The organism is Williamsia sp. Leaf354, from assembly GCF_001424365.1.
In the GTDB taxonomy this organism is placed as follows: Bacteria; Actinomycetota; Actinomycetes; order Mycobacteriales; family Mycobacteriaceae; genus Williamsia_A.
The window spans coordinates 122,431-141,900 of record NZ_LMPL01000002.1; the positions used below are offsets into that span (position 1 = coordinate 122,431).

The 19,470-nt window shown below is 68.1% G+C and carries 21 protein-coding genes and 1 pseudogene; 8 read left to right on the forward strand and 14 right to left on the reverse strand.

The window, feature by feature from the left end; all coding sequences use genetic code 11:
- The first annotated feature begins 19 nt into the window (after positions 1-19).
- Positions 20-694: an MspA family porin gene (locus tag ASG12_RS08605; RefSeq protein WP_055788176.1), complete on the forward strand. Its 675-nt coding sequence runs from the start codon at positions 20-22 to the stop codon at positions 692-694.
- A gap of 83 nt (positions 695-777) precedes the next feature.
- On the opposite strand, the gene ASG12_RS08610 is transcribed toward ASG12_RS08605, so the two are convergent.
- The gene (locus ASG12_RS08610) at positions 778-1,818 is read right to left on the reverse strand and encodes a YncE family protein (protein WP_055788178.1); all 1,041 of its coding nucleotides are present in this window, start codon (positions 1,816-1,818) and stop codon (positions 778-780) included.
- A gap of 86 nt (positions 1,819-1,904) precedes the next feature.
- Here ASG12_RS08610 and ASG12_RS08615 point away from each other — a divergent pair, with 86 nt between their 5' ends.
- On the forward strand, positions 1,905-2,333 hold the full coding sequence (locus ASG12_RS08615; protein WP_055788181.1) for a VOC family protein: 429 nt from the start codon (positions 1,905-1,907) through the stop codon (positions 2,331-2,333).
- A 31-nt stretch (positions 2,334-2,364) separates the two neighbouring features.
- Here ASG12_RS08615 and ASG12_RS08620 read toward each other — a convergent pair whose 3' ends face one another.
- On the reverse strand, positions 2,365-3,333 hold the full coding sequence (locus ASG12_RS08620) for an AMP-binding protein (protein ID WP_162243418.1): 969 nt from the start codon (positions 3,331-3,333) through the stop codon (positions 2,365-2,367).
- A 255-nt stretch (positions 3,334-3,588) separates the two neighbouring features.
- Here ASG12_RS08620 and ASG12_RS08625 point away from each other — a divergent pair, with 255 nt between their 5' ends.
- A complete protein-coding gene (locus tag ASG12_RS08625; RefSeq protein ID WP_055788186.1) occupies positions 3,589-4,728 on the forward strand; it encodes an acyl-CoA dehydrogenase family protein in 1,140 nt (379 codons plus the stop codon).
- Positions 4,729-4,745: 17 nt separating this feature from the next.
- Here ASG12_RS08625 and ASG12_RS08630 read toward each other — a convergent pair whose 3' ends face one another.
- From ASG12_RS08630 to ASG12_RS08645, 4 genes are read right to left on the reverse strand one after another with little or no spacing between them, the layout of a single operon-like run.
- Positions 4,746-5,606 carry an alpha/beta fold hydrolase gene (locus tag ASG12_RS08630; protein ID WP_235456419.1) on the reverse strand — a complete coding sequence of 287 codons (861 nt, stop codon included), beginning with the start codon at positions 5,604-5,606 and terminating at the stop codon, positions 4,746-4,748.
- The gene (locus ASG12_RS08635; protein ID WP_055788189.1) at positions 5,603-6,736 is read right to left on the reverse strand and encodes an FAD-dependent oxidoreductase; all 1,134 of its coding nucleotides are present in this window, start codon (positions 6,734-6,736) and stop codon (positions 5,603-5,605) included. Before ASG12_RS08635 ends, ASG12_RS08630 begins: the two co-directional genes overlap by 4 nt.
- A complete protein-coding gene (locus tag ASG12_RS08640) occupies positions 6,733-7,614 on the reverse strand; it encodes a DUF1295 domain-containing protein (RefSeq protein WP_055788193.1) in 882 nt (293 codons plus the stop codon). The genes ASG12_RS08635 and ASG12_RS08640 overlap by 4 nt, the downstream gene beginning before the upstream one ends.
- A 45-nt stretch (positions 7,615-7,659) precedes the next feature.
- The gene (locus ASG12_RS08645) at positions 7,660-8,889 is read right to left on the reverse strand and encodes an NAD(P)/FAD-dependent oxidoreductase (RefSeq protein WP_055788195.1); all 1,230 of its coding nucleotides are present in this window, start codon (positions 8,887-8,889) and stop codon (positions 7,660-7,662) included.
- A 71-nt stretch (positions 8,890-8,960) separates the two neighbouring features.
- Between ASG12_RS08645 and ASG12_RS08650 the strand changes: the two genes are divergently transcribed.
- Both ASG12_RS08650 and ASG12_RS08655 read left to right on the forward strand, forming a co-directional pair.
- Positions 8,961-9,788 carry a sulfurtransferase gene (locus ASG12_RS08650; protein WP_055788199.1) on the forward strand — a complete coding sequence of 276 codons (828 nt, stop codon included), beginning with the start codon at positions 8,961-8,963 and terminating at the stop codon, positions 9,786-9,788.
- 328 nt (positions 9,789-10,116) lie between these two features.
- Positions 10,117-11,277: a lipase family protein gene (locus ASG12_RS08655; RefSeq protein WP_162243419.1), complete on the forward strand. Its 1,161-nt coding sequence runs from the start codon at positions 10,117-10,119 to the stop codon at positions 11,275-11,277.
- A gap of 19 nt (positions 11,278-11,296) precedes the next feature.
- Here the strand turns inward: ASG12_RS08655 and ASG12_RS08660 are convergent, their stop codons facing one another.
- From ASG12_RS08660 to ASG12_RS08675, 4 genes are all read right to left on the reverse strand, one after another.
- Positions 11,297-11,656, reverse strand: coding sequence for a UBP-type zinc finger domain-containing protein (locus ASG12_RS08660; protein ID WP_055789354.1), 360 nt, complete (start codon positions 11,654-11,656; stop codon positions 11,297-11,299).
- 78 nt (positions 11,657-11,734) lie between these two features.
- The gene (locus tag ASG12_RS08665; RefSeq protein ID WP_055788205.1) at positions 11,735-12,265 is read right to left on the reverse strand and encodes a hypothetical protein; all 531 of its coding nucleotides are present in this window, start codon (positions 12,263-12,265) and stop codon (positions 11,735-11,737) included.
- Between the two features lie 17 nt (positions 12,266-12,282).
- Complete coding sequence (locus tag ASG12_RS08670; protein WP_055788208.1) at positions 12,283-12,735, reverse strand: hypothetical protein; 453 nt, start codon at positions 12,733-12,735, stop codon at positions 12,283-12,285.
- 135 nt (positions 12,736-12,870) lie between these two features.
- Positions 12,871-13,731 (reverse strand): class I SAM-dependent methyltransferase, encoded by an 861-nt coding sequence (locus ASG12_RS08675; RefSeq protein ID WP_055788212.1) that lies wholly within the window; start codon positions 13,729-13,731, stop codon positions 12,871-12,873.
- Positions 13,732-13,802: 71 nt separating this feature from the next.
- Here ASG12_RS08675 and ASG12_RS08680 point away from each other — a divergent pair, with 71 nt between their 5' ends.
- The 3 genes from ASG12_RS08680 to ASG12_RS08690 all read left to right on the forward strand — a co-directional run bounded on the left by ASG12_RS08680 (position 13,803) and on the right by ASG12_RS08690 (position 16,202).
- On the forward strand, positions 13,803-14,615 hold the full coding sequence (locus tag ASG12_RS08680) for a class I SAM-dependent methyltransferase (protein ID WP_156378032.1): 813 nt from the start codon (positions 13,803-13,805) through the stop codon (positions 14,613-14,615).
- The gene (locus ASG12_RS08685; protein ID WP_055788216.1) at positions 14,606-15,592 is read left to right on the forward strand and encodes a phytanoyl-CoA dioxygenase family protein; all 987 of its coding nucleotides are present in this window, start codon (positions 14,606-14,608) and stop codon (positions 15,590-15,592) included. The genes ASG12_RS08680 and ASG12_RS08685 overlap by 10 nt, the downstream gene beginning before the upstream one ends.
- Before the next feature lie 94 nt (positions 15,593-15,686).
- A complete protein-coding gene (locus ASG12_RS08690) occupies positions 15,687-16,202 on the forward strand; it encodes a hypothetical protein (RefSeq protein ID WP_055788219.1) in 516 nt (171 codons plus the stop codon).
- Between the two features lie 13 nt (positions 16,203-16,215).
- On the opposite strand, the gene ASG12_RS08695 is transcribed toward ASG12_RS08690, so the two are convergent.
- The 4 genes and pseudogenes from ASG12_RS08695 to ASG12_RS08710 all read right to left on the reverse strand — a co-directional run bounded on the left by ASG12_RS08695 (position 16,216) and on the right by ASG12_RS08710 (position 19,390).
- Positions 16,216-16,770, reverse strand: a complete 555-nt coding sequence (locus ASG12_RS08695) for a YceI family protein (protein WP_055788222.1) — start codon at positions 16,768-16,770, stop codon at positions 16,216-16,218.
- Between the two features lie 542 nt (positions 16,771-17,312).
- Positions 17,313-17,798 carry an amidohydrolase family protein gene (locus ASG12_RS22235; RefSeq protein ID WP_082501810.1) on the reverse strand — a complete coding sequence of 162 codons (486 nt, stop codon included), beginning with the start codon at positions 17,796-17,798 and terminating at the stop codon, positions 17,313-17,315.
- Between the two features lie 25 nt (positions 17,799-17,823).
- Positions 17,824-18,705 (reverse strand): annotated as a pseudogene (locus tag ASG12_RS22330) (amidohydrolase family protein); the annotation flags it as partial.
- Positions 18,706-18,835: 130 nt separating this feature from the next.
- On the reverse strand, positions 18,836-19,390 hold the full coding sequence (locus ASG12_RS08710) for a hypothetical protein (protein ID WP_156378034.1): 555 nt from the start codon (positions 19,388-19,390) through the stop codon (positions 18,836-18,838).
- Between the last annotated feature and the right edge of the window lie 80 nt (positions 19,391-19,470).

The following is a 19,470-nucleotide window of genomic DNA, read 5'->3' on the forward strand; positions in this document are numbered from 1 at the left end:
TCAGACACAAAGGGATTCGATGAACACCTCCAGCAAGTCCTCGCGGCGGGCGGTCGGCGTCGCCGGCACCGGCGCCGTCATCGCGGTCGCGGCCGCGCTGCTCTCCCAGGGCACCGCCAACGCGGACGTCTTCGTGAAGCTGCCGTCGCAGACCGACGTGCAGACGCTGCCCGACGGCACGAAGGTGTCGGTCGTACGCACCAACGAGAAGGCGGTCATCGCGCCGTCGCTCGGCGGCACGCCACTGCACCGCGCCGCGCAGGTGTCGGCCAAATACACCGTCACCACCAGCAAGAAGGCGAAGATCCGCATCACGGCCGGCTACATCGTCGGTTGCCAGGTGTCCATCACCGGCACCAGCAACTCCACCACCGACTCCGGCGCGCAGAACCAGATCACCAGGTCGACCACAGGTGCTGTCGGCTCGACCCAGACCCTCAACCTCGGCCCCGGTCAGGCAGCGGTCTACTACGTGAACAACGTCGAGAAGGCCGACGATTTCGGCAGCCAGCAGCAGACGCAGAACGTCGACTACGAGACCACCAAGGCCTCGAACAGCTACACCAACGAGCAGCTGCAGCTCACCGGTTGCGCCGGCTACGCGCAGGCGCGTTCCTACGCGACGATCCGCATCCGCACGTCGAACGTCGACAAGCAGATCTCCACCTACGGACGGCCGTTCAGCATCGGCTGATCTGCCTGCATCGCAGTCTGACGACGACACCCCCGTCACCGGTACACGGTGGCGGGGGTGTCGTGGTTCGCCGGAGAGCGACGTCAGCGGGGGAGCAGGTCTGCCGGGATGAGTTGCAGTGAGCTGGCGGCACCCGGTGCGCTGCCGGTGACCGCCACGATCCCGGTCACCGGGTCCATCGCCACCGAGTTGGGTTGTTGCACCGTCGGGACGTCCCCGCGAATACGGGGTTTCGCCGGATCCGACATGTCGACGAGGCGCAGGGTGTTCGTGGATCCGAGCGTCACGAGCAGTGTCTTGGTGCGGTCGTCGTAGCTGAGCCCGTAGGGCTTGCCCGGCGCGTCGATACGGGCCACGTCGACCACTTGCGGGGTGATCCGTTCGACGAGAACGGCCCCGCCGTCGGTGTCGGCGAATGCCACGAGTCCACCGCCGAGAGCGTGCGCGTGCGTCAGACGGGTGCCGATCTTCTTCTGGGCGACCTCGGTCATCGTGGTGCCGTCGTAGACGAAGACACCGTTGCCCTGGACGTCGGCCATGGCGGCGTAGCGCCCGACCGCCGCGACACCACCGGGCTGCGGGGGACCGGCGGGGAGCGACTTCACCACCTTCCCGTCCCGCAGGAACAGTGCGCCGCCGCCGTGCTCGTTCGTGCCGACCAGTGTTCCGTCGGAGGTGCGGACCGCATCGTGGGGCAGGTCGCCCACGCCGGTGGCGATCGGACCGAACGTGCCGTCGAAGGACATCTCGGTCACCGTGTTGCTCGTCTCCAGCGGCACGATGACCGGACCGTTCGGCCCGGCAAGTTCGAGATGCCTTGGTGCGCCCCGGGTCTCGACGGTGCGGATGACGCGACCCGCGCGGACGTCGACGAGGGTGAGCCCATCGGGCCTCCGCACGCCCACCGCCGCGATCCCCGCGGAGCCGATGACGACGCCCTCGGGCTCGTTGCCCACCTCGATGGTCGTGCCGATCGGCGGGGTCGTCGGCGCAGGCGCCACGGCAGGTTCGGCGGCCACCGGCGTGCTCGACGGAGCGGCCCGATCGGTGGAGGTGTCCGACCCGCACGCGGCGATCAGGACGATTGATACGGCTGCGGTGGCGGCTAGTGCGACAGACCTCATCGCCTCAGTGTGCACGCGTACTGTCGTGTGAGGCACGTGCACACATGGCAATGCGGCGATACCGCCGCAGGAGAAGGGGAATCAGAATGCCGATCGCCGCAACCGACTACCACCACGTACGGCTGACCGTCCGCGACATCGCCGTCTCGCGGAAGTTCTACGACGACGTGTTCGGTTTCGACGTCGCCTTCGAGGTACCCGACGGCGCCGACGAGCAGACCCGGGAGCAACTGGCGTTCCTGTACGGCGGCGTGATCTACCAGTTCGGCGGCGGACTGCTCGGCCTGCGTCCCGTCGCACCCGGCGACGACTCGTTCACCGAGGACCGATCCGGTCTCGACCACGTGAGCTTCACGGTCGCATCGCTCGCGGACCTGAACGACGCGAGTGCCCATCTGGACTCTCTGGGCATCGACCACGAGCCGATCAAGGATCTCGGCGACGCCGGTATCGCGATCCTCGAGTTCCGCGACCCCGACAACATCGCACTCGAGGTCTCCGCGCCCAACTCCTGAGCCGGATCGATCCTTCGGCGACCATATCCGCTCAGCAGGCCACGCCGATGAGTGGTGGACCGTCACCGGCCTCCACGTCGGTGGGTAGTCCGCAAGTGACGTCGACCAGTTCGGTGCCCCGCTCGCGCCAGGCCAGAACGAGTCGCTCGTCGGGGTGATCGACGCAGAGGATCCGGCGCGGGCCGGACCACCCCGGCGATGACCATCGAGCGCAGGTGGTCATTGCGCGCAGGGTGCTCGCGCGCAGGGCCGTGACCGCGGCCCCGCTGTCGACGAGATCGTCGAGCACGCCGGCCACGGTCAGCGAGTCGGTGATCAGCAGGTGGGCTCCGCGCGAGAGCGCGGCGGCTCCGAGCCATCCCGACCACGGGTGGGTATGGGCATGCGTTGCGACGGCGACGGTGTCCTCGTCGTCGATGTCCAGCAGCGAGGCCATCGTGGCGACGTTGCCCGCCACCGTGGCGTGGTCGAAACCGACCGGCGCCGCCCCGGTCGGGTGCGCGGGCATCAACACACCTGGATCGCCGGGAAGCGGGTTCCGCCGCCAGGCCTCACCGGTGCCCGTCGCCATGAACGCCTCGTAGTCGAGCGGCTCACACAGTGCGTCCGGGATGCGACCCGAGGTCAACACGATCTGTCGGCGGCTCAGGAGGCCGATGTGGTCGTGGTGCACAGGGTCGACGACGACCGCGATCATCGAGGTGTCCTCGGCAACCGTGGTGGTCATGGCGGGCGGCACGGCGGGGTCGAGGGGAACGTGGCTGGCGCCGAGCGCCAGCGACGCGTAGAACGTCTCGACGGCATGTTGTGTCGTGGGACCGAGGAAGGCGATGCGGTCGCCGGCTCGGACTCCGACCTGGGCGAATGCGGCGCTCAACGCGGTGACGCGCTCGACCAACCGGCCGTAGCTCGTGGTGGTCCCCGACGAGCTGATGGCGACCGATCCCGGCCGCCCCCGCGGCCCCACCGGCACCCATGGAACATCGTTCGATGTGATCACGTCGATCTCCCTCCCCCGATGGACGACGTATTCAGTGCCACCGAGGGTGGCAGATGTTGAGGTCGAATGCGAGGGTGGCGTCCGCGGGCGGTCGACCGTCGACGAGCGGGCCGCACCCGGGGCACCGGCCTCGTCGCCCCTGTTCACGCGACACGTTCGGCGGGCCCGCTCCACGGCGCGTTGTCAACGCGTGGACGTCCGTGATGTGATCGGGTCAACCGAAACGTAGGCGCACTTATGTGCCGAGGAGGCGCTGTGACCGTCGATCGTCTGTTGCCGTCGGATGAGGCGCGTGAGCTGATCGGGCTGACGCGTGACATCGCCGGCCGAGTGCTCGATCCCATCGTCGACGAGCACGAGCGCCAGGAGAAGTACCCCGACGGCGTGTTCGCCACGCTCGGCGAGGCGGGCCTGCTGAGCCTCCCGTATCCCGAGGAGTGGGGTGGGGGTGGTCAGCCGTACGAGGTCTACCTGCAGGTGCTCGAGGAACTCGCCATCTCCTGGGCGGCGGTCGCGGTCGCCACCAGCGTGCACGGCCTGGCCTCGTTCCCGCTCAGCGTCTACGGCACCGATGAGCAGAAGCAGCGGTGGTTGTCGGAGATGCTCAGCGGACGCACCATCGGCGCCTACAGCCTGTCGGAGGCGCAGGCGGGTTCGGATGCGGCGGCCCTGGCGTGCAAGGCGACCGCACGCGGCGATGACTACGTGATCAACGGGGCCAAGGCGTGGATCACCCACGGCGGTGTCGCCGACTTCTACAACCTGTTCGCGCGCACCGGGGAGGGATCCAAAGGCGTGACCTGCTTCCTCGTGGCGAAGGACACGCCGGGCTTGTCTTTCGGCAAACCCGAGGAGAAGCTCGGGCTGCATGCGATCCCGACCACCGCGGCCTTCTACGACAACGCCACCGTCGAAGGGGCGCGACGGATCGGTGACGAGGGGCAGGGACTGCCGATCGCGTTCAGTGCGCTCGATTCCGGTCGCCTCGGTATCGCCGCGATCGCGGTCGGCATCGCGCAGGCCGCACTCGACGACGCCGTCGACTACGCACAGGAGCGCAGCGCCTTCGGTCGCAAGATCATCGACCACCAGGGCCTCGGTTTCCTGCTCGCCGACATGGCCGCCGCCGTCGACTCCGCGCGGGCGACCTATCTCGATGCCGCTCGTCGCCGCGACGCGGGTCTGCCGTACTCACGCAATGCGTCGGTCGCCAAGCTCGTCGCCACCGACGCCGCGATGAAGGTGACCACCGACGCGGTGCAGGTGTTCGGCGGGTACGGCTACACACGGGACTACCGGGTGGAGCGCTACATGCGTGACGCGAAGATCACCCAGATCTTCGAGGGAACCAACCAGATCCAACGTCTGGTGATCAGTCGGTCCCTCGCGCGCTGAGCCACCTCGGGCGACCGTCAGGTCGACGGGGTGTGCGGTCCCGCGGCGTGTCGGATGATCGCCTGTGCGAGTTCCTTGGGCCTCTCGTCGGGGATCCAGTGACTGACCCCGGTGAAGGCGAGGAAGTCGAACCCGCCGACGGCGTTACGCGACGTCGCCTCCACCGTGGCCCGGCGAATCGCGATGTCGCCGTCGCTCCACACCTGGAGGACCGGAACGGTGGTGGTGGCCGGGGCGGCCTCGCGGGACAGGATGAAACCGCGGTACCAGTTGATGCCTCCGTGACGCACTCCCGGCGCGGCCGCGGCGCGGGCGTCGCGGTCGGCGAGTTCGGGTGTCTGACCGGACCGGATCAGGAACCGCGCCATCATGTTCCGCCGGGCGAGAAGCAGTTCGGGAAGTACCGGGAGCTGGAAGACGAGCATGTACCACGAGCTCAGGATCTGTCGGCTGTGTGACAGCGCCCGGGCGAAGGTGGCGGGGTGCGGCACCGACACCGCCGTGAGCGTGGTCAACAGATCAGGTCGCCGACAGGCGACGGTCCAGGCCAGTGCTGCGCCCCAGTCGTGACCGACGAGGTGCACCGGCGCGCCGACGTCGGCGATGATCGCCTCCATGTCGGCGGTCAGGATGTGCGGTCGGTAGGACAGTCGCGAGCGCGGTGTCGCACCGACTGCCGCCCCTCGTAGGGACGGGACGACGGTGCGGTATCCGGCGTCGTGCAGGAACGGCACCACCGCGTCCCAACTGCGTGCGTTCTGCGGCCAGCCGTGGAGCAGCACGATCGGGGTGCCGTCGGTGGGTCCGCTGTACTCGACCGGCAGGACCACGTCTCCGGTCGCGACGTCGTGGACCGTCACGCCCGCGGGCGGGGTCACGACGGCTGCCCCGACGACCGCGGGGTGTCGCGGACGCCGCCGTAGATGCCGCGCCGCACCACGAGCGGTTGCAGCACCCGATCGGTGGACCAGCGCGGGATGCGGGTCGCCCGCCCGTTCGGCGCGAAGACCTGCAGGCCGTCGGGCTGGACGCCGAGCACCGAACCCCACCGCCGCCGCCGCGGGTGGTAGCTGTGCGGGCGACGCCCGTTCAACACGCTCATCACGTTGCGCGCGACGAGTTTGTCGGCCCGGTTGCGGGCCGATCCGCGCAACGGATCACTCGCCGCGACGTCACCGACGGCGAACACCGCGGGATGTTCGGGGAGTTGCAGGTAACGGTTGACGCGGACGAAACCGTCGACGTCGAGGACCTCCGACGGCAGCCATCCGGTGTTCGGTCGCACCCGACCGATGGCCCAGATGATCGCGTCGGCCGTCGAGGTGGCCTGCTCGGTCTGCCAGCGCACCGCACCGGAGGTGATCCGTTCGCAGGCGAAGTCGGGCGGGACCACCGCACGGTGTCCGGGGTGGAGGGTGACCCCCGCGTCGAGCAGACGTCGACGCACGGTCTTCCACGTTCGCGGATGGTGCTGGGGGAGCGCACGGTCACCGGGGAAATAGAGGTCGACGCGTTTCTCGGGCCACCGCAGAGCGATGTTGGCCGCGGTGCTCACGGCCGCGGCGCCACCGCCGACGACCATCACCCGCGCCGCGCGGGCGACGCGGTCGTGGTGCTCCGCGATGTCGGCGGCGACCTCGTCGGTGGACTGCAGTGCGGGCGACCGCCAGAACCCGTTGGTGACGCCGGTCGAGATCACCAGTGCGTCAAAGGCTTCGGTGACGGATTCCCCGTCCTCGACCCAGGTGACGGTCTTGGCGTCGAGGTCGGTGGCGGTGAGCGACGCGTGCACGGTGCGCACCGTGTCCAGTCCGCGGTACTGGCCGAACTCGATCCAGTAGTTGCGCGCCCACTCCTCGGGTCGGCCCAGGCGCGAACCGAGTTCCTGCCCGCTGACCAGTCCGGGTTTCGACGAGACACCGACGACGTCGGCGTGCTTGGCGAGGTGGATCGCGGTCAGGAGCCCGCTGTCGCCCAGACCGGCGACGATCACCCTCGGCGTGTTCACGCGGCCACCTTCCGCGGAGGACGCGGGACGAATCGCGACACCCTTTCGACGACATCGGAATACGAGGCACGGCTCTCGAGGCTGCGAGCCTCCATCATGGGGATGCTCGCGCCCAGGAACATCGCCAGCATCGCGATCGCGCCGACGAACAACCACCACGCGTCACCGGGTGACACCGCGACGCCGAACAGGGCCAAAGCGAACCAGAAACTGAACTCGCCGAAGTAGTTCGGGTGCCTCGACCACGCCCACAGGCCACGGTCCATCGTCTGTCCGGGCTGCTTCGTTGCCACGAACCGCCGCAACTGCTCGTCGGCGACGTATTCGAGTGCGACGGCACCCAGGCCGACCGCGGTCGCGACGAACGCGAGCCAGCCCACGGCGTCGTCGGGCCTGGTCACCGCCACGTAGACAGGCAGCATCCCCAGGAACACCTGGCCCGTGGGGATCAGGTGGATCGCGACGAGATCCACCACGAACTCCCAGCGCCCGGCGCCGTCCCGCAGATTCCCGTACCGCCAGTCCTCGTGATGGAGGCCGGGAAAGCTGCGCGCCCAGTTCCAGGTGAGGCGCACCGCCCACACCATCACGACGACGCTCACCAGCCACGCGACCAGGCTGTCTGCCCCGACGTCTCCGCGCGCCCACCAGAAGATCGTCAACAGCGGCGGGATCACGCTCCAGAACGCGTCGTAGAAGCTGGAGTTCCCGTGGAACCGGCTGAACGCGAAGATGACCAGGGTCGCGAGGACGTCGGCGACGAGTGCGTCGAGCCAGAGGTGATCGGTACGCGGCCCGAACACGACCCACAGCAGTGCGACGACGACGGCGAGTGTGTACGCGACGCCGACTCTGAGGAACGATCCTGTTCTGCTCACGGTCTCCGATGGTGCCAGTTCGACCCCGACGATCCGGCGTGTTCGCTACAGGATCCCCTTGAGTATCCCGTACCAGTAGACGAGCGGTAGCCCATAGCGGTCGAAGGCCCAGGCGGACCGTCGCGCGGCGAGCGGGTCGAGGAACGACGGCAGCGATGACGTGATCTCGCCGGTGCGGTCGAACTCGGCGGCGATGAGCCGATGCAGGTCGGTCGGGATGGGGGCGACGGTGTACCCGTCGTAGTGCGACAACGGCACTCCGGAGCGGGCCGCGATCATGTTGCCGACAAGGATCTTCGACTGCTGACGCAGTGCGCCACCGGACGGGTCGGTGTCGACGGCGGCACCGTCGCCGAGACCCCACACCGTCGGATGGGTCCGGTGACGGAACGTGGCGGGGTCGATGTCCACGACGCCGGTGGCGTGGTCACCGGCGAGCTCCGACTCCGAGACCAGCGGTACCCCGCGGAACGGCGGCACGAGATGGAGCATGTCGTAGCGCAAGGTGGTCGTCGCCCCGTCGGATCCGGTGGTGGAGCCGGATCCGGTGGCGGTGAGGGATCGGTGCTCGGGATCGAGAGCGGTGACGGCGGTGCGACGCAGGACGTTCACTCCGAGGTCGGCGAGGTGGTGTTCGAGGCGGACGTCGAGACGAGGTACCCCGACCAGTCCCTCACGGTCGACGACGAGGGTGATGTCGACGTCGTCGAGTATCCCTGCGCGACGCCACACACCGGCGGCGAGGAACAACGGTTTGATGGTGGTGCCCGTGCAGCTGACGGGTGGACGCGGGACGGTGAACACCGCATGGCCGCCCGGGCGCATCGCGCGGACGGCGTCGCGGGTCTGTTCGGCGGCGTCGACGTAGTTGCTGCCGACCGCCGGGGTCGACAGTGCCTCGGCGACACCGGGCAGCGCGGCGTCGTCGGGGACCAACCCGGTCGCCACCACGAGATCGCGGTAGGTGAACAGGCGACCCGAGGCGCACCGGACGGTGTGGGCATCGGCGTCGATGGCGTCGACGGTGTCGTCGATCCAGGTGGCGTCGGCGGGGGTGACCGATCGTTGGGTGCGTTCGGCAGAGGCCAATGTGGCTTGGCCGGAGCCGACGTACGACAACAGCGGTCGGTAGGTGTGGACGCGCTGCGGTTCGATCACCGCGACGTCGGTGATGCCCCGGCGACACAGTCGGGCCGCGGTGCCGATACCCGCGTTGCCCCCTCCGATCACGATGACGTCGAAGGAACGGTCGGGCGTGACGCCATGTGCATGCATTACGTTCCGTTGTACGCCGCGAAGCCCCGGCCCCCATGGGGCCACCGCTTCTCTCGAGATCGGACGACCTCATGACCGACGTGCTCATCTCGGCCCGGGATCTCGCCACACGCCTTCTCGACAAGGACCCGCCCGTTGTCCTCGATGTGCGCTGGCAGCTCGGGGACCCCCACGGCGCGGAGCACTACCGCGACGCGCACGTACCCGGCGCGATCTTCGTCGACCTCCATGCCGAACTCGCCGCACCGCCGACGGCCGCGGACGGTCGCCACCCGCTGCCCGCTCCCGACGCGTTCGAGACGTCGGTGCGTTCCTGGGGTGTCGGGGCGGACTCGTGGGTGGTCGTCTACGACGACACCGGGGGTCTGGCGGCGGCACGTGCGTGGTGGCTGCTGCGCTGGGCGGGTCACACCCGGGTCCTCATCCTCGACGGAGGTCTGGGCGCCTGGCGTGACGCGGGTGGCGCGGTGTCGGCAGGTGAGGAGAAGGCTGCTGCACCAGGAGATTTCATCGTCACCCCAGGCAGCATGCCGATCGTGCACATCGACGACGTCGGTCGCGACGGGGTGCTCCTCGACGCGCGGGCGCCCGAACGTTTCCGGGGTGAGACCGAACCGATCGACCCGCGCGCCGGCCACATACCCGGTGCGGTCAGCGTGCCCACCGCGGCGAACCTCGACGCGTCGGGTCGATTCCTGGAACCGTCGGCCCTGCGGGACCGGTTCGCGCGAGCAGGTGTCACACCCGGCGCCGAGGTGACCGTCTACTGCGGATCGGGCGTCACCGCTGCGCACGAGATCGCCGCGCTCGCGGTCGCCGGTGTCGATGCGGCGCTGTATCCGGGTTCGTGGTCGCAGTGGTCGGCCGACCCGGCGCGCCCGGCGGCGCGCGGCGAATGAGTCGGATCGTGACCCCCTGACACCGCCGCATGCGGGAGCGATCGCCAAAACCTCAACGGATGTTGTGAAGAGTCACACGCTCACCATGCTGCACCGTATGTTCGGCTGAAAAGGGGTCGGTCGACGCGCGGTGGTGTCCGTTCTGCCCCATCATGGTGATGTCCCTCCACGCTCAATTCGGGAGTCCCTCTTGCTCTATGCCCCACGGCGACGGCACCTGCTCGTCGTTCTCACCGTCATGCTCAGCGGCGCACTCGCATTCGGGACGGTGGGGGGCACCGCCGTCGCAGCCCCGCCACCGGTTCCGGTGCTGCCGGCACTTCCGGGAGTGTCCACCCCGCCCCTCCCCAAGAACATCGGGCCGTCGGTCTCGAATCCGGGCGCGCTGTACCGCCACCCCGCGAACCTCGCCTCGCTCGCCGACGGCGACGTCATCCGCGCGGTCAAGAGGGACAATCCGTTCCGGACCACCCCGTCGGAGGCGTGGCAGATCGCCTTCCGCACCAACGACTCGCACGGCAAGCCCGCGGTGGGTGTGACCACGGTGATCGTGCCGTTCAACCACAAGGCCGACATCCCCGTGCTGTCGTACCAGATGATCATCAACGCGATGGGTATGCGCTGCCAGCCCTCGCAGAGTGTGTACACGACGACCGACTGGATCGCGTCACCTGTCGACCCCTGGGGATTCAACTTCGCGCTCGCTCGCGGATGGGGTATCGCGATCCCCGATCATCTCGGTGAGAAGACCGCGTACGCGGCTGTGCGCATGAGCGGCCAGATTGTTCTCGACGGCATTCGCGCCGCGACCCGCTTTTCGCCGCTGCGACTGAAGAACTCCAAGTTCGCGCTGTCGGGGTACTCCGGCGGCGGCATGGCGACCGGTGCCGCCTCGACCCTGCAGGCCACCTACGCGCCGGAGGTGAACATCGTCGGCTCCGTGTGGGGTGGCGTGCCCACCAACCTCACGCAGATGGCCGAAGCCATCGGCACCGACAACTCGCACCCGGCCTTCGGGCTCGCGATGGCGGCGTCGTTGGGACTCGAACGCGAGTATCCGAAAGAACTGCCGATCAGCAGCCACCTCAACTGGCTGGGTCTGCAGACGCGCGCCCAGATGGCCAACGCGTGCACCAACGAGATCCTCGTGACCGGCTTCGGGAAATCCGCGCGGATGGTCGCCAAGAACTTCGACATGCTCAACGCGCCCGCGACACGACGCGTGCTGGCGCTCAACAGCATCGCGAGCATGCCCGAGGTCGCGAAGGCGCCGATCTTCGAGTTCCACAGCCCCACCGATCCGCTCATCTCGGTGACGTCGCTCGATGCGACGATGAAGCGGTACTGCCGGGCCGGGACGAAGGTCTACCAGCTCTCGACCCCGGCGCCGGAGCATCTCAGTGCGGCCGCTGTCGGCTTCTTTCCGGCGTATCAGTGGATGGCAGATCGCTTCGCGGGCAAGCCCGTTCCGACGAATTGTCGAGGCTGACCCTCGGGTGGTCGCGCTGTCAGCGCCGGTGGTCGGTCAGGATCTCCTGCCAGTTGGACGGAACGCGGGCGCGCGGTCCGGGCGCGGTCTGATCCCGCGGATGGTGATCGGGTGGCGCAAGAACAGGGCCCTCGAACATCGCGCCGGTGCCGTAGTCGTAAAACCAGGCCTCGCCCGGCTCGAAGCTCCGCACGATCGAGTGGCCCGAGGTGGTCGCGTGCTCGGTGGCGTGAGCACCCAACGAGTCATCACAGCATCCGATGTGGCCGCACTGGGCGCACCGGCGCAGGTGGAACCACCATCCGTTCTGTGACTCGCAGTCGACGCAGCCCGTACCGCTCGGTGCGCTGTGTGGGTCGATTCCGGCGATGTCGCTCATCGTGCCTCCCAGATCGTGCGGGCGATTCCCGACCATCGCACACACCGCGCCGAGCCGCACGGGTCCTCGCCGCCCCGGTCAGACCTGGGCGAGCCGACCCACCGGGAAGATGTAGTCGAGGCGTGGGATGAGTCCGGTCTGCGACGGGGTCGGACCGTAGACGACGAAGACGACGGGTCCGCTGCCCGTGGGCAGCACGGCGACACGGTCGGGGTAGCTCAGCGGGTTGGGGGAGGGCACCGACTGGGGCAGTCCGGTGACACCCGATGCGCCGGTCCGCAGGTTCACCCACGCGGCGGTGAGCTGCGAGCGCTCGATGATGAACCGCTGGATGACGGTGATCGTCTTGCGGTTGTGGTCGATGCGCGCGTCGACCTGTTGACCCGGGTTGCCGTTGCCCGGATTGGCGAGGGTGAACTGCTCCACACCGGCGGCGACGGGGGTCGCGCCGGCGGCTGCGGCCGCGATCGGCGCGGGTACCCCGGCGGCGACCAGTCCGGCGACGGGGTCGACGGCAGGTGCTGCCTGCGCAGTGCCACCCCCGAAGGCGGCGACGGCGATCGCGGCTGACGCAGCGGCGGTGGCGATGGTTCGAGTGATGCGGATCATGCTGTCTCCCAGTGATTTCAGAACGGCGATACGAAGCTGATGATGGTCTTGCAGGACTGATTGTTGATCGGATTGCTGTCCGGCGTGCTGGAGGTGGCACGAGCGCAGATCAGTGCCGGACCTCGTGTCTTCACCTCGATCTGGAAGCCGGAGTTGATCCCCACCGAGGGGGCTGATCTCGCCTGGCCGTTGTTGATCGTCAGCGTGACGTTCTTGGCCACGGCCGGCCCCCAGAGGTTGGTGACGAACACCCCGGTCGTCCTGACGCCGGTCTTCGCGTCGACGTCGAGGTCGGCGAAGGTGATGGTGAGATCGGCGGTGCCGGGTCCTGATCGTGGTGTGCCGAAGTCCGACGATCCGAAACCGGCGGCCGCCGAGGGGCCGGCCGCCACGCCGGTGGTCAGCGCAGCGGCTGCGGCCATGGTCACGCCGGCGGTGATGATTCGGCGTCGGGGGAGGTGTGTGGACATGGGATCTCCTTCGCTGATGTCGCGGGCGCGCGTTCGCGAGCTGCCCCCGGGGGCGACGGGGCTTACACAGGTGGTATCGCGGCGTACCGAAGAGTTGTTACAGCGTCTCACGAAAGAGCGCGGAAAGCATCAGCGTCAGAGGCGGGTGGCGACGAAGACATCGACCGGATGGGGCACGTGCGGTTCTCCATCCGCGCCGGGCACCGAGACGGCGTCGAGGTATGCACGAACCGGCCTGCGCAGCTCGGGGGTCAGGCGGGCCTGCACGGCGAAGTCGAGCACGTCGTCGCCGGCGGGGCCGAGGTCGACCAGCGCGTCGAGCGTGGAGACCTCGTCGAGGACGATGCCGGTGGCGCGGAAGGCCTCGGCGACATCGGAACTGAACCATTGGCGATGATCGTCCAGCGGTGGGGCCAGTACGTCGACGAGTGCGTTGAGCGCGGCACGCGGGGCGTTGAGCACCCAGAGTTGTCCGCCCGGCCGCACCAGTGCGAGGGCTTTGCGCAGGGTCTGCTCGAGGTCGGCGACGTAGTAGATCGAGTGGACGAACACCACGGCGTCGAAGGTCTCGTCGACCACCGCGTCGGCGAACGACGCGACCTGTACCTCGGCGCTGAGCTCGCGGGCGCCCAGGGCGGCCATCTCCGCGGTGAACAGCCCCGCACTCCCGGACCACGGTTCGATGCCGACGTAACGCACGGGTCGACCGGGCACGGCTCGCACCAATCCCTCGGCGAGCCGAACGTCCAACGTGCCGTCCCCACACCCGACCGAGAGCACCGAGAGGGGCCCGTCGCCGAGGCCGGCCAGCCGCCCGGCGAGATGGTCGGCGATCAGACCGCGCTGGTCGGAGCGGCGCTCGAACGCTGCGTGGTCGCGTGCGTAGGAGTCGGGTTCGAGAGCCGGCAGCGCCGCGGCCCCCCGACGTGCATCGCGGAGGTCGTCGAGAAGCGCGGTGGCGACCTCGGTCGACGGAGTCGGTACTAGGCTCGTCATCAGATCGAGTCAACCACGTCGGCTCGATCAGGGGGTCGAATGTGGCTGCCGATGACGGGACGAGAATTGTCGTGAGCAACAGGGACACAGCCGAACGCAGCCTCGAGCACTGGAGCGAAGCCGGACGGACGGGCATGGAGGCGTTCTACGCCCTCGCCACCGAGGACTACCGACAACTGGCGCTGGCCGCGGACTGGCCAGTTCTGCTCGGGGGCCGTGCGCACGACGGCTGGTCGCTCCTCGACGTGGCCTGCGGCAGCGGAAAGTTCCCGACGGCCCTCCGCAAGTACACAGATCTGTCCGCGCTGCCCGAGATGTCCTACGACCTCCTCGACCCATCGGAGTTCTCGGTCGCCGAGGCCCGCAGCGTCCTGGGGCCGCCGTTCGCCGCCCGCCACGACCTCGTGATGACCCTGCAGGATCTCCCCGACGAGTACTCCGGCTACGACGTCGTGTGGGCCACCCACGCGCTCTACGCGCTGCCGCCGGCGGAATTGGACGCCGCCGCAGAGCGGTTCGTCGCAGCTCTCGCTCCCGGTGGTCTCGGTCTGATCGCACAGGCCACCGCGGCATCGCACTACCTCGCCTTCTACGACGCCTTCCGGGCAGGAGTGCGCGAGGCGACGCCGTACACGACGGCCGAGCAGGTGCGCGACGCACTCGTACGCGCCGGCGCCGATGTGCGCGACCAGCGCGTCACCTACAGCACCGGGACATCAGATCGTGCTGTTGCGCAAGGATTCCTGCAGCGCTGCGCGTTCGACGACTCGGTGTCCCTGGAGGAGATGGAAGCCGCGCCCGTGCTGGGTGACTACCTGGCCTCCTGTCGCGACGCGTCCGGTTCCTACACCTTCTCCCACGAGGCGGCTCTGCTGTGGCTCTGAACAAGTCGACCGTGAACGAGCGTCTTCCCGAGCAGAACCGGGACGGCGGCATCGAGCAGGACTGGGCGGGGAACGATCAGGACTGGTGGGACTGGTACGTCACCCTCGCCGCGAACGAGAACGTACCGACCGAATTGGTCGACGGCCCCGGTCTCCCCGACGTCGAGGCAGCCACCGACGAGCAGGTCGAGCGCGAGTTGTCCGAGCCCTACGACCTCGACCCGGCCGCGGTCGCGTCGTTCGCGCGCGAGGCCTTCGTGCGGCTACCCGCCGTGCTGTCGCCGCCGGTGGTCCGACGACTCGCCGAACGCCTCGAGGAGTTGTTGCGTGCCGAGCACGGCGACGACGTCGCCGGTCGGTTCACCGCGCTGGAGCAGATGTGGCTGCACGACGACCTGATGCGGGCCGTCGCGTTGTCGCCCCGGATCGGCGGTCTGGCGGCGGCGCTGTTGGATGAGCCGGGCGTTCGGCTCTACCACGATAACGCGTTGTCGAAGGAGCCCGGATGCGGCCGGACCCCGTGGCACCACGACGCAGAGCACTTCCCGCTGCAGACCACCCAGGCGGTCACCGCGTGGATGCCGATGTCAGCCATCCCCGGTCGTATGGGACCGCTGTCGTTCGCTCGTGGCCGCGAGGTGCTGGGGGAGGTGTCCGACCTCGAGTTCGACAAGGTCGGCACGTCGTACGACGAGGCCGTCAGTCGGCGCTTCGTCGAACGTGACGTCTCGGTGGAATCCGGCCCGTTCGCCGTCGGCGACGTGTCGTTCCACTCCGCGCTGTGCTTCCACACCGCCGGGCCCAACCTGACCACGCAGCCGAGGCGGGCATTGGCCACCACGTACTTCGCCGACGGTGCGCGGGTGGTCGATTCGCCGACCCTCATCAGTGGGACGTGGCGGGAGTTCCTACCGGGTGTCGAGCCCGGCGGTCTCGCGGCCTCCGACCTCAACCCGGTGGTCGGCCTGCGCGGCTGAGGTTCACCTCTCGGCGACTGCGCCACGTGGTGCGATCGTACGAATACTCGTAGTTGTGCGTAACAAGTGAACGAATCGGCGCGATGGTACGGCCATGGACCACACACGCAAAAACATCTCGGCCTTAGCCGTCGCCGTCGCGGCGACATCGCTGATCCTCGGCGCCGGTATGGCGCATGCGGACACCACGACGGATCCGTCGTACCGGCAGGACGACGGACCCACCTGCATCGGGACGAATCCGAACATCATCGACCTCCCGTTCACCATCAAGGTGACGGCTTATCAGAACGAGTTGCGCTCGCACCACAATCGACTGCAGGTCACCACGACGATGCTCGGTTCTGTGAACGCTCCGTACACCGTCGACCTGTCGATGCGTGCAACGAACACACGCACGCGCGCGACAGTGAGCGCCCGTCTCACGACACGAGTCGACAAGATCGGATTTCTCACGCCGTTCTACAGCGGCGCCTACCTCGACGATCAGCCGTACGACGGATACATCCACCCCGGCGTCGGCCCGGTCGACATCACCGTCGTCGCCCAGCCGCATGGTCGCGTCCCGGTTGGTCCGGTCACATGCCGCGTGCACACGGTCGTGGTCTAGGCGGACCGACGCCTCACGACGGTTTCGCGCGGGTGGCCGAGAAAGCGATCGACACCTCGTCGACCACCTTCATCGCGCCCAGCATCTGTGAGTAGGGCTTGATGCCGAAGTCGGACTGTCGCACAGTCGATTCTGCGGACAACCGCCACGCGCGTTCCTCATCCTTCACCCGCAGATGCACCGAGTGATCACGACTCTCGCCGTGGATCTCCAGCGTTCCGTCGAGGCGGAAGCCGTTGTCGATGGCGGTGATGTCGTCGGCGCGAAAAGTGATCTGCGGGAATCGCTTCGCATCGAATGTTTTCAGCGCGTTGAGTCGCGCGACCACCTTTTCGGGCCCCAGCAACGGGGTGACTCCGCCCTGGCCGTCGACGACGTCGAGCGAGTCGACGTCGGCCGTGAGTTCCAGTGACGCCGGTTCCTCGCCGGACCAGTCGACGACCGCACGCCAGCGTGTCATCGCGATGGTGAGCCGGTGGCCCATCTTCGCGGCCTTGCCGGTGACGCCGGTCTGGATCTCCAGCACCGCGTCATCCGAGGGGCCGAAGGTCCAGTGCGTTGTGGTCATCCCCCAACGGTATAGCGCCTCGCGGCCTGCATCGGCCCGCGGCCGTCATCGCGGTGTCGTTCAGGGACCGGGGGACCGATGGCACTTGTGTATCGGTGAGTGGCTCAGTGGTTGAAGAGCGGCCCTTCGCCCGGCAGGTACGGCCCCTGCACCGGGTAGGAGTAGCCCGACGGAGGAGCCGGCGGGGCAGCGCCCGGGGGAAGATCGGCTCCGGCTGTACCTGCGCCCAGGCCCAGAGCCAGCGCCCCGCCTGAAAGTCCCACGACGACTGCGGTTGTAGCAAGAAGCTTCTTCATGCATATTTCCCTTCGTCGATGCGGCGCAACGCTCTGCGCCAGCTGTTCACAAGCCTAACTAAGGTAGCAAAGACGCCATAGACGTGCTCGCCGCGGAACGGATGCTGGAACACGCGTGGACATCATCTCCTGAGATCCGCGGATGGAAATTGTCCTGGTGGGGGACATGTTTCGGCGGCCTGCTGCCTTCAGCTTCCAGGCGAAGCTCGATGCCGCTGCTCGAACGGTTCAGCGGCCGTCGACCGTTCAGGGCCGCGCGTATGAGCTCATCGATTGCAGGGTCGCGGCGGCGCGGGCGCGGAGTTCGACCTCATCGGCGTGCACCAGCACGCCGTCGTCGACGACAATCCGGCCGGCGACGATGACGGTGGTGACGTCCGATGCTCGCGCGTGGAGTCCCAACGCCGGTACGGGGTGATCGACGCCGAGGTGATGCGTCGCGCCGGTGTCGACGATGGTCAGGTCGGCCAGTTGTCCGACCGCGATGCGCCCCAATCTGTTCGGGTTGCCCGTGCTGACTCCCGAGTTCGTGGACATCGCGAGGGCCTGTTCGAGCGTCAACGCAATATCGGACCCCGCAGTCTCGCGGTGGACCATCAGAGCCGCACGAATTGCGTCGAATGGTGTCGACACCGTCGACGGAGCCAAATCGCTTCCCAAGACGATCGGCGCCTGCCTCGAGAAGACGCGGGACGGCACGCCTCGCAGCGACGCCGAACCCGAGAACGGCATTACCGCCGGGGTTGTGATTGACCGTCACTCCGGTGCGCGCGAACTCGGCGATGTCGTCGTCGGTGACAGCGCCGGCGTGCATCACGGTGCAGCGCGGGTCGAGGATCCCGGTGTCGAGGAGCCGCTCCGTCGTTGTGCGACTTTGCGCCAGATCATGCGCACGTACGGCCTCTGGTGTCACGTAAGCGTGCATGTGGGTGGGGATGTCGTAATCGGCGGCGAGTCCGCTGATGCCCTCGAGGAGGGCGTCGGAACAGGCCAGCGGTTCGATGCCGGACAGGGTTGGGCGGACGCGTGCGTCGGTGGTGCCGTCGATGCCCTCGATGACGGAGCGCGCCGCGTCCAGTACCTCCGCCGTGTCCGCCTGCTTGATGACTTCGCCTGTGGTGGTGTGCCATTGGTCGGCAAGGCTGGGACCTGCCGCGGCCCGGATGCCTACATCGCGAGCGGCGTTTGCCACCCCGGACACTGACGGTGAACCGGCGTCGACCACCGACGTGAATCCGGCACGCAGCATCGACGCCATCACGGGCGCCACGACGGCCGACACCACATCGTCGGGCACTCGTGCCGCCAGCATTCCGGCCATCGCCGGTATCACCGTCGCCGGGCGTCCTCCTCCCGAGAACATGCCCTCCGTGCGCGCAGCTGAATACGGCCGGCCGGCGCCGAGAAAGGCCCCGAAGTGCACATGCGCATCGATGAATCCAGGACAGACGACGCTCCCCGTCGCGTCGAGCCTGAGTCGCGGCGTCCAGGACGTCTCGATGTCCGAGGCCGGTTCGACCGCGACGATGACGCCATCGGCAATGGCGATCGCATACCCGGACAAGCGGCCTGCCGATGAATCGAGGGCCAGGATCTCGGCGCCGGCGACAACGAGATCACAACTTTTCGGTGCGATCATGCGGCCAAGGGTAGCGATACAGCGCACCTGCCGAGGTTGTCTCACACACCCAGTTGCACCAGAATCACAGCGCCCTGACCGATTTGGGTGATGCCAGACCAACGGGATTCTTCGCCGATGCGCGGCAGCTCTATGTCGGTGTGCGCAGTGTCCCTATGGCCGTACGCGCGCCGTCGCGGCCTACCCAGCACGCCGTGTGACCGACCAACTCTGCTCGAAGGAACCCGCTGCTGTGGCCGCGTGGCCACTGAATGCCCGCCCTGGCGATCTGGTCTTGGACGAGGTCTGCGCAACTGACAACGATGGCCTCCTCGTCGTCGTAGACGAGCGCGCCGCCACCGCTGTGACCAGCGCCGGCCGGCGCTCCCCCGAAGGGGGTTATGTCGCTTGAGAGCCAGACAAAGTCGTTGTGGCGGTCGTGCATTGCCTCGAAAGCGATGTAACCAACTGTGCCGTTGAAGGATTGCACGTTGAGGTCTCGGCACAGTCGGTTGATTGCGCGGTGCCACGTCTCCGGCAGTTCGCTCGATGTGATGACGACACCGTCAGCCTCAGACCACGTAGCCGACATGACCACTTCGTCATCGTCGAATAGGCCGCGGTAGGACACAAGTGACAGTGTGCCCGGCCCGGAGCCCTCTCGGCTTTGGGAACGAATATCCCGGAGGACTTCAGCCTCGATCACCTGCCCAGCCTGAGACACCCGCGTGGGCGTTGGCGACGGATGGCGCAGAGGCACGGGTCCGGGTGCTGGTTTCTGCTCAG

Coding starts and splice junctions, on each gene's coding strand:
- ASG12_RS08605 (WP_055788176.1), top strand. CDS start 20: ATGAACACCTCCAGCAAGTCCTCGCGGCGGGCGGTCGGCGTCGCCGGC.
- ASG12_RS08610 (WP_055788178.1), bottom strand. CDS start 1,818: ATGAGGTCTGTCGCACTAGCCGCCACCGCAGCCGTATCAATCGTCCTG.
- ASG12_RS08615 (WP_055788181.1), top strand. CDS start 1,905: ATGCCGATCGCCGCAACCGACTACCACCACGTACGGCTGACCGTCCGC.
- ASG12_RS08645 (WP_055788195.1), bottom strand. CDS start 8,889: ATGCATGCACATGGCGTCACGCCCGACCGTTCCTTCGACGTCATCGTG.
- ASG12_RS08650 (WP_055788199.1), top strand. CDS start 8,961: ATGACCGACGTGCTCATCTCGGCCCGGGATCTCGCCACACGCCTTCTC.
- ASG12_RS08660 (WP_055789354.1), bottom strand. CDS start 11,656: ATGAGCGACATCGCCGGAATCGACCCACACAGCGCACCGAGCGGTACG.
- ASG12_RS08665 (WP_055788205.1), bottom strand. CDS start 12,265: ATGATCCGCATCACTCGAACCATCGCCACCGCCGCTGCGTCAGCCGCG.
- ASG12_RS08670 (WP_055788208.1), bottom strand. CDS start 12,735: ATGTCCACACACCTCCCCCGACGCCGAATCATCACCGCCGGCGTGACC.
- ASG12_RS08675 (WP_055788212.1), bottom strand. CDS start 13,731: ATGACGAGCCTAGTACCGACTCCGTCGACCGAGGTCGCCACCGCGCTT.
- ASG12_RS08690 (WP_055788219.1), top strand. CDS start 15,687: ATGGACCACACACGCAAAAACATCTCGGCCTTAGCCGTCGCCGTCGCG.
- ASG12_RS08695 (WP_055788222.1), bottom strand. CDS start 16,770: ATGACCACAACGCACTGGACCTTCGGCCCCTCGGATGACGCGGTGCTG.
- ASG12_RS22235 (WP_082501810.1), bottom strand. CDS start 17,798: ATGCCGTTCTCGGGTTCGGCGTCGCTGCGAGGCGTGCCGTCCCGCGTC.